This window comes from Kineococcus glutinatus (assembly GCF_039542765.1).
GTDB classification, from domain to species: Bacteria; Actinomycetota; Actinomycetes; order Actinomycetales; family Kineococcaceae; genus Kineococcus_A; species Kineococcus_A glutinatus.
Map to the genome: position 1 here is coordinate 1 of NZ_BAABIL010000242.1, position 8,304 is coordinate 8,304.

Here is an 8,304-nt window from a genome sequence, read left to right on the forward strand (position 1 = left end):
GCGTCCCCCACCGCGTCCCCCACCGCGTCCCCCACCGCGTCCCCCACCGCGTCCCCCACCACGTCGAGCACCACCGGGGGCGCGCCGGGCGTGGCCTACGACGTCCCCGACCTGCCCGGTGTGGCGGCGGTGCTGCCGGCCGGCTACGAGCAGGTGCTCGACCTGGGGCAGTACGCGAACGTCTCCGCCGTCGACGGGCAGGCCTGCGATCCGCCGCGGCCGGGGCTGGTGCCCGTGGCGGGGCGGAGCTGGTCGTGGGCGGGGCCCGGCGGCACGTCGGCCACCCTCGTCGTCACCGGCTGGGACGGCCGCGGCGCCGACGCCTTCACCGAGGTCGTCGACGACACCGGCCGCTGCCGCTTCGGCGCCCAGCCGGAGACGGTGCCCGTGGTGGTCGACGCCGACGACAGCTGGGCGGGCACCTGGATCGACCCCACGGGCCTGGTCGTCTCCGGGGCCGCCCGCGCCGGGGACGTGCTCGTCGGGGTCTCGGTGCGCGGGCACGACCTCGACCCGGGGCGGCGGCAGGTGGAGGCGGTGCTGGGCGCGGCCGTCGCCGGGCTGCGCGCCGCGGACCTGCCGGCGGCGGACGGCTGACCCGGGCGGGTCCCACCCTTAAGCGGTGGCTTAACGGCGCCGTTACGCCCGGGACACGACCGCGACCCGCGGCGGTTGTCTGATCCTCCCCGAGCGCGCGGTGCGCGCGACTCGCCGCCTCCCCCGCGGGAGCCGGCCCGCACAGCTGCCCGAGGAGTTCCATGCGCCCTGCGCCCGCGCGCCGCGCGACCGTCGTCGCCCTGGCCACCACCCTCGCCCTCACGGCGTGCTCCGGCTCGTCCACCACGTCCGCCGGCGAACCCACCGAGACCGTCAAGGTCGGCACGCTGCGGGGGCAGCCGCACTTCTACCAGCCGTTCCTCTACGAGCGGTTCGCGGCCGAGGGCGTGGAGTTCGAGGTCGTCACCCTGGACACGACGCCCGCGCTGTCCGACGCCCTCGTCTCCGGCGCCGTGGACTTCGCCGTCACCGGCGTCACGCCGACCATCTCCTCCGTCGCGCAGGACCGCGACCTGAAGATCGTGGCCTCCGCGGCCGACGGCGGGTCGGGGTTCATCGGCGGCGAGGGCATCGACACCGTGCAGGACCTCGTCGGCAAGAAGGTCGGCTACGTCCAGGGCAGCGCTCAGGAGGTCGCGCTGCGGCTGGTGCTGGCGGAGAACGGCGTCGACCCGGCCGACGTCGAACTCGTCGTCGTCCCCGTGCCGGAGATGGCCGGTGCGTTCACCAGCGGTTCGATCGACGCGTTCTTCGGCGTCGAGATCGGCGTCTCCATCGCCGAGAAGGCCGGTGGCCACGAGATCAGCGACCCGTACGCCACCCCCATCGGGCGGGTGAACATCGGCCTGGCCACCACCGGCGCGCTCATCGAGGAGGACCCCGAGCTGGTGCAGGCGGTCGTCGACACCCACGCCGAGACGGTCGAGTACATGAGCGCCAACGTCGACGAGTGGCTGCCGGAGATGGTCACCCAGTTCGGCGGCGACCAGGAGATCCTCGCCTCGGCGCTGGAGAACTTCTGGCTGCGCGCCGACCTCAGCGCCGAGTACCAGGGGCAGCTGGAGGCCCTGGCGCAGGAGATGGCCGGGCTCGGGCTCGTCGACGAGGCCCCCACCGCCGCGGACGTCGTCGACGCCTCGTTCGCGCCCGTGCCGTGAGGTCCGCCGGCCTGCGGTCCGCCCTGCTGGGGTTGCCGCTGCCGCTGCTGCTCGTGCTCGCCTGGCACGTCGGCCGCGCGCAGGAGTGGGAACTGCCGCTCGGCATCCGCATGGGGTTCCTGCCCTACCCGGCCGACGTGGCGGTGTCCCTGGTGGACTACGCCGTCGGCGGGCTGCGCGAGGACGCCTTCAGCCGCGCGCTGTGGGGCGACCTCGGCGCGAGCGCGCTGCGCGTCTTCTCCGGTTTCGGGCTGGCGACCCTGCTCGCGGTGCCGCTGGGCGTCCTCATGGGCCGCTCCGCGACCGTCCACGCCCTGTTCGACCCGCTCGTCAACCTGTTCCGGCCGATCCCCGCGACGGCCTGGGTCCCGCTGGTGGCCCTGCTCATCGGCTACGGCAACCAGGCGTCGGTGTTCCTCATCACCCTGTCGGCGTTCTTCCCCGTCGTGCTCGGCGCGGTGAGCGGGTCGCGGCAGGTCCCCGAGCGGCTGCTGGAGGCCGCCCGGATGCTCGGCACGTCGGGCGCCGGGACGCTGTGGCGGGTCGTGCTGCCGGCCGCGGCCCCGGCCGTCGTCAACGGCATGCGGGTCGGGCTGGGCCTGGCGTGGGTGGTCCTCGTGCTCAGCGAGACGACGGGCGTGCCGACCGGGTTGGGTTCCACCATCTTCCTGGCGCGGGACGTGGTGCGCACCGACCTCGTCGTGGTCGGGATGATCTGCATCGCCGTCGCGGGGTTCTGCTCCGACCGGCTGCTCGTGCTGGCCCTGCGGGTCCTGTTCCGCGACCGACCCCTGATCAAGTAGGAGGCGACATGAGCAGCGCCACCGCCACCGGCGGGCACCTGCTGGGCGGCCGCACGGCCGACGTCCGGGTGGAGCGCCTCACCAAGCGCTACACCTCCGGCGGCGACGACGTCGTCGCGATGGCGGACGTCACGCTGCACGTCGCGTCGGGGGAGTTCGTCGCCGTCGTCGGGGCGAGCGGCTGCGGCAAGAGCACCCTGCTGCGCGTCCTCGCCGGGTTCGAGCGGGCCAGCGGGGGCGTCGTGGAGGTCGGTGGTGCCGCGGTCACCGCGCCGGGCCCGGACCGCGGCGTCGTCTTCCAGGACTACGGCCTGTTCCCCTGGTTGTCGGTGCGGGAGAACGTGGCCTACGGGCCCGCCCGCAAGGGGCTGCCCCGCGCGGAGACGAGGCGGATCGCCGACGAGTTCATCGCCGCGGTGGGGCTGGAGCGGTTCGCGGCCAAGTACCCCGGCCAGCTCTCCGGCGGCATGCAGCAGCGGGTGGCGATCGCGCGCGTGCTGGCCAACGACCCGTCGCTGCTGCTGATGGACGAGCCGTTCGGCGCCCTCGACGCCCTCACCCGCTCCGGCCTGCAGGCGGAGCTGCGGCGCATCCACCGCGAGACGGGCACGACGGTCGTCTTCGTCACCCACTCCATCGAGGAGGCCGTCTACCTCGCCGACCGGGTCGTCGTCATGGCCGGTGGTGCCTCGCACGGCGTGCCCGGGCACGTCCGGGCCGTCGTGCCCGTCGACCTCGCCGAGCGGGACGTGACCTCCCCGGGGTTCAACGCGGTGGAGCGGCGGATCACCGCCCTCGTCCACGAGCCGGTGGGCCGGGGGTGAGCGGGCAGCCCCGGGACGGCGGGTTCGACCTGGACCGGCTGGGGGAGCGGATCCGGCGGCTGCGGCAGGGGTCCGGGACGTCGCTGAGCGCCGTCGCCCGCCGGCTCGGCATCAGCCCGTCGGCGCTGTCGCAGATCGAGACCGGCGCGCTGCAGCCGTCGGTCAGCCGCCTGGTGGAGATCGTGGGCGTGCTCGGGGTGCCGCTGTCGGCGGTGTTCGACGAGGACGCCGCAGCGCCCGCCCCGCCGCCGCCCGGGACGGCGCAGGGGACGGCCGCGCAGGGGACGGCCGCGCTCGGGGCGGCGCACGGGCGGCACCCGCACGGCGGCCGGGCGGCCGAGGAGGTCCTGGTGTCCGTGGCGGTGGCGCGGGCGGTGCGCCCGGCCGTCGTGGACCTCGGCGGCGGCGTCGTCTACCGGCGGCTGACCCCGCGGCCGGTGCCCGGGGTGGAGTTCTTCGAGTCCACCTACCCGCCGGGGGCGGCCTCCGGGGAGGAGGGCACGCTCCTGGTGCACACCGGGCTGGAGACCGGCGTGGTGACCGCCGGGCGGCTGACGTTCCAGTTCCCCGACGGGGAGGTGGAGCTGGCCGAGGGGGACTCGATCTCCTTCCCCGCCGACCGCGGGCACCGCATCGTCAACCGCACCCGCGCCGTCGCGGTGTCCACCTGGCTGACCGTCGCCACCTGCTGAGCGGCGCGCTCGGGGCGTGGTGACGCTCAGCCCTGCTGACCCGCCAGCCGCGCCAGCAGCTCCCCGTACCGGGTCGGCAGCTCCTCCGCCAGCGAGATCGTCGTGCTGGTGCGCACCACCCCCTCCACCCGCAGCAGCGCCGTGGTGATCCGGTGCAGGTCGGCGGTGTCGCGGGCGACGACCTTCAGCAGCAGGTCGGCCTCACCGCTGGTGGAGTGCATCTCCACCACCTCCGGCACCCGCCGCAGCGCGGCGATCGCCCGGGGGCCGGAGGCCTGGCTCAGCGCGATCTGCACGAACGCGACCATCCCGCGGCCCAGCGCCGCCGGGTCCAGGCGCCGGCTGGGCTCGCGCAGCGCCCCGCCGGCCCGCATCCGCGCCAGCCGCGCCGAGACGGTGTTGCGGGCCACGCCCAGGGTCCGGGCCAGCGCCAGCACGGTCGCGTCCGGGTCCGCGTCGAGGGCCAGCAGGATCCGGGCGTCCAGGGCGTCGAGCGTGCTCACCCTGCGCAGGATGACACCTCCGGCGTCCCGGCGGGGGCACGGTGCCCAGCGCGGGGAGGGCCGGTTGCGCGCGCCGCCACCCCCACCCGAACCTGCCGGGGTGACCACGACGACGGTTCCCGCGCCCCCCGCCGCCCCGCCGCACACCCGCGCCGAGGACGTCGCCGGCCTCCTCGTCGGCACGCTGCTGGCCTCCTTCGGGCTGTTCCTGCTGCACTCGGCGACCGCGGTGACCGGCGGCGCGCCCGGGCTCGGCCTGCTGCTCAGCTACGCGCTGCCGGTGCCGCTCGGGGTGCTGCTCGGGCTGGTGAACCTGCCGTTCCTGGCGCTGGCGGTGTGGGCCAAGGGGTGGACCTTCGCGCTCCGCTCGGCCGTCGCGGTCCTCGCCCTGTCGCTGCTGACGCCGGTGCACGCCGCCGCGCTGGGCGGGGTCGACGTCGACCCGGTGTACGCGGTGCTCTTCGGCAACCTCGCCGCGGGCACGGGGATCCTCGTGCTGTTCCGGCACCGGGCGAGCCTCGGCGGCTTCGGGGTCCTCGCGCTCGTGCTGCAGGAACGCCTCGGCTGGCGCGCCGGGTACGTGCAGATGGCCCTCGACGTCGCCGTGGTCCTCGCCTCGCTCGCGCTCGTGCCGGCGCCCGTCGTGGCGCTCTCCGCCGCCGGGGCGGTGGTGCTCAACCTCGTCCTGGCGATGAACCACCGCCCGGGCCGCTACCTGGGGGCGTGAGCGCCGCTCAGGACACCGGGCCCGGCACCGGCTCCCCGGCCGGGCCCGCGCCGGCCGCGACGGCGCGGGCGGGGTCGAGGGCGGCGCCCATCCAGGTGCGGGCGACCCAGCCCGCGGCCAGGTCCCCGTCCAGCTCCACGACACCGGTGTTGAGCAGGCCCGTGGCGCCGACGTACCGCCCGTCGAGGTTCGCCGCCCGGCGCCCGCACCAGGTGCGGATCGCGGCGCCGTGGCTCACGACCACGAGGACGCCGGCACCGGCGGCCGCGGCCAGGTCCACCGCGTCGGCCACGGCGGCGTCGTAGCGGGCGAAGAACTCGTGCCCGTCCTCGGCCCCGGGCATCCGCCGGTCCAGGTCCCCGGCCAGCCACGCGCCGACGACCTCCAGGTAGGTGCGCACCGACGCCTCGTCGCCGCGCATCTCCACCTCCCCCGCGGCGATCTCCCGCAGCCCGTCGCGCACGTGCACCCGCAACCCCAGCACCCGCGCCAGCGGTGCGGCGGTCTGCTGCGCGCGGGTCTGCGAGGACGCGACGACGCACCCGGGACCCTGCGGCGCGAGCAGGTCCGCCAGGGCGTCGGCCTGCTCGCGGCCCAGCTCCGTGAGGGAGGGCCCGGGGACGGTGGTGTCCAGCAGGTGGCGGACGTTGGAGTCGGTCTGCCCGTGGCGGGCGAGGACGAGGCGCACCCCGCCAGCCTGCCAGCCCGCCGCCCCGCACCCCCCGTTGCGGCCCCGTCCTCCGGTCGCAAGCGCTCGGTGGCGGTGCTAGACCAGCGCGTGCACGACGATCTCGAGGTGGGCCAGCGGGTTCCCACCGATCTCGATCACGGATCAGGAGCAACGCGATGGAGCACTCCACGAGGGACGTCCGCGCCGTGCGGAGCGTCCCCCGCGAACCTCGTCATGTCCTCGCCGCGGCACCCCGCCCGGGGGACGCGTCGTGAGCGCACCCTCCACCGGGGGGACCGCTCCCGTCACCGTCCGCAGCACCGTCCCGGCCCGCATCGACCGGCTGCCGTGGACGCAGTTCCACTGGCTCGTCGTCGTCGGCCTCGGTGTCTCCTGGATCCTCGACGGCCTGGAGATCCAGGTCGTCGCGCTGAACACCGATTCCCTCAAGGACCCCGAGGGCGGCCTCGGCCTGACCACCGGTGAGGTCGGTGCCCTCGGCTCGGCCTACCTCGCCGGGCAGGTCCTCGGTGCCCTCGTGTTCGGGCGCATGACCGACAAGCTCGGCCGGCGCAAGCTGTTCATCGCCACCCTGCTGATCTACCTGATCGGCAGCGGCCTGGGCGGCATCTCCTGGGACTTCTGGTCGCTGGCGGCGTTCCGGTTCATCGCCGGCATGGGCATCGGTGGTGAGTACACCGCCATCAACTCCGCGATCGACGAGCTCATCCCGTCGCACTACCGCGGCCGCGTCGACATCGCCGTCAACGGCACGTACTGGGCCGGCGCCCTCCTGGGGAACGTGCTGGGCCTCTACCTGTACTCGGAGTCGGTGCCCGTCCAGTGGGGCTGGCGGATCGCGTTCTTCATCGGCCCGGCGCTCGGCCTCGTCATCATCTTCCTGCGCCGCACCATCCCCGAGAGCCCGCGCTGGCTGGTCACGCACGGCCGGGCCGAGGAGGCCGAGCGGACGATCGACGACATCGAGGAACGGGTGCGCCACTCCGGCGCGCACCTGGAACCGGTGCCGGAGTCCAAGGCGCTGGAGATCAAGGAGCTGCCGCCGCTGGGGTTCCGGCAGCTCACGAAGACGTTCTTCGGCACCTACCCGAAGCGCTCGATCCTCGGGTTCACGATGATGGTGACGCAGTCGTTCCTCTACAACGCCATCTTCTTCACCTACTCGGCGGTGCTGGCGACGTTCTACGGCATCGACCGGGGCAGCATCCCCTGGTACTTCATCCCGTTCGCGTTCGGGAACCTGCTCGGCCCGCTCGTGCTGGGCCCGCTGTTCGACACCGTCGGCCGCCGCAAGATGATCTTCGCGACGTACGGTGGTTCCGGGGCGCTGCTGCTGGTGACGGCGTTCCTGTTCCAGGCCGGCGTCCTCAGCGCGCTGACCCAGACGGCGCTGTGGTGCGTGATCTTCTTCTTCGCCTCCGCCGGTGCGTCCTCCGCGTACCTGACGGTGTCGGAGATCTTCCCGCTGGAGCTGCGCGGCCAGGCGATCTCGTACTTCTTCGCCATCTCCCAGGGCGCCGGTGGCGTCATCGCCCCGTACCTGTTCGGCCGGCTCATCGACGCCGCGGGCGGGGAGGACGCCGCGGTGCTGGACGCCGGGCCGCTCACGGTCGGCTACGTCATCGGCGCGGTCATGATGATGGTGGGCGGCATCGTCGCCCGGGTCATCGGCGTCGACGCCGAGCGCAAGTCCCTGGAGGACATCGCCACCCCGCTGTCCGCCGCGGGCGTCCCCGCCGGCGGCGTCACCCCCGGCAAGGGGCCGAGGTGAGCACCGAGCCCGGGGCGGAGGACGAGGCCGGCGCCGTCGAGCGGCACCTCGTCGTCGTGGGCGTCAGCTCCCGCACCGGTTCCGCGGCGGCGCTGCGCTGGGCGGTGCAGGAGGCCCACCTGCGCGGCGGGCGGGTGCGGGCGGTCCTGGCCTGGCGGCCGCCGCGGACCCCGGTGGCGTCCGGGACCCGGCCGCCCGCCGTCAGCGCGCAGGACCCCGAGGTCCTGCAGGAGGCGGCGGAGCGGAAGCTGGCCGGCCTCGTCCACGACGCCCTCGGCGACGAGGACGCCGCGGAGCGGGTGGCCGCACGGGGTTCGGCCCGTGCGGTGCTGCTGCGCGAGTCGCGGGAGGCGGACCTGCTCGTGCTGGACTCCCCGCGCGCGGCGAAGCTCGCCACGCCGGGCGCGAAGCTGCTGGCGCCGCAGCTGGTCTACGCGGCGCACTGCCCGGTGGTGGTGATGCCACCGCCCGTGGCGCACGGCGGGTCGGTGGTGCGCCAGGCGGGGCAGCGCCTCGGGCAGGCCGCGGCCGCCGCGGTGGCCTCCGCGGGCCGGCCGGGCATCCCGCCGCGGCCACCG

Annotated in this window: 9 protein-coding genes and 1 pseudogene; 8 read left to right on the forward strand and 2 right to left on the reverse strand. The window is 75.2% G+C overall.

What is annotated here, in order from left to right; all coding sequences use genetic code 11:
- The 5 genes and pseudogenes from ABEB16_RS10120 to ABEB16_RS10140 form a co-directional block, all read left to right on the forward strand.
- Nucleotides 1-597, forward strand: a pseudogene (locus ABEB16_RS10120) (hypothetical protein); the annotation flags it as partial.
- A 161-nt stretch (nt 598-758) separates the two neighbouring features.
- Nucleotides 759-1,715 (forward strand): ABC transporter substrate-binding protein, encoded by a 957-nt coding sequence (locus ABEB16_RS10125; RefSeq protein ID WP_345712130.1) that lies wholly within the window; start codon nt 759-761, stop codon nt 1,713-1,715.
- Nucleotides 1,712-2,518 (forward strand): ABC transporter permease, encoded by an 807-nt coding sequence (locus tag ABEB16_RS10130; RefSeq protein ID WP_345712131.1) that lies wholly within the window; start codon nt 1,712-1,714, stop codon nt 2,516-2,518. Before ABEB16_RS10125 ends, ABEB16_RS10130 begins: the two co-directional genes overlap by 4 nt.
- A gap of 8 nt (nt 2,519-2,526) precedes the next feature.
- Complete coding sequence (locus ABEB16_RS10135; RefSeq protein WP_345712132.1) at nt 2,527-3,342, forward strand: ABC transporter ATP-binding protein; 816 nt, start codon at nt 2,527-2,529, stop codon at nt 3,340-3,342.
- On the forward strand, nt 3,339-4,034 hold the full coding sequence (locus ABEB16_RS10140; RefSeq protein WP_345712133.1) for a helix-turn-helix domain-containing protein: 696 nt from the start codon (nt 3,339-3,341) through the stop codon (nt 4,032-4,034). Before ABEB16_RS10135 ends, ABEB16_RS10140 begins: the two co-directional genes overlap by 4 nt.
- 26 nt (nt 4,035-4,060) lie before the next feature.
- Here the strand turns inward: ABEB16_RS10140 and ABEB16_RS10145 are convergent, their stop codons facing one another.
- Nucleotides 4,061-4,537: an Lrp/AsnC family transcriptional regulator gene (locus ABEB16_RS10145; RefSeq protein WP_345712134.1), complete on the reverse strand. Its 477-nt coding sequence runs from the start codon at nt 4,535-4,537 to the stop codon at nt 4,061-4,063.
- A gap of 100 nt (nt 4,538-4,637) precedes the next feature.
- Here ABEB16_RS10145 and ABEB16_RS10150 point away from each other — a divergent pair, with 100 nt between their 5' ends.
- Nucleotides 4,638-5,264 (forward strand): YitT family protein, encoded by a 627-nt coding sequence (locus ABEB16_RS10150; protein ID WP_345712135.1) that lies wholly within the window; start codon nt 4,638-4,640, stop codon nt 5,262-5,264.
- Nucleotides 5,265-5,271: 7 nt separating this feature from the next.
- Here the strand turns inward: ABEB16_RS10150 and ABEB16_RS10155 are convergent, their stop codons facing one another.
- Nucleotides 5,272-5,952: a histidine phosphatase family protein gene (locus ABEB16_RS10155; protein ID WP_345712136.1), complete on the reverse strand. Its 681-nt coding sequence runs from the start codon at nt 5,950-5,952 to the stop codon at nt 5,272-5,274.
- Between the two features lie 253 nt (nt 5,953-6,205).
- Here ABEB16_RS10155 and ABEB16_RS10160 point away from each other — a divergent pair, with 253 nt between their 5' ends.
- A complete protein-coding gene (locus ABEB16_RS10160; RefSeq protein WP_345712137.1) occupies nt 6,206-7,726 on the forward strand; it encodes an MFS transporter in 1,521 nt (506 codons plus the stop codon).
- On the forward strand, nt 7,723-8,304 hold a 582-nt coding region (locus ABEB16_RS10165), incomplete at its 3' end, for a universal stress protein (protein ID WP_345712138.1). The genes ABEB16_RS10160 and ABEB16_RS10165, both read left to right, overlap by 4 nt.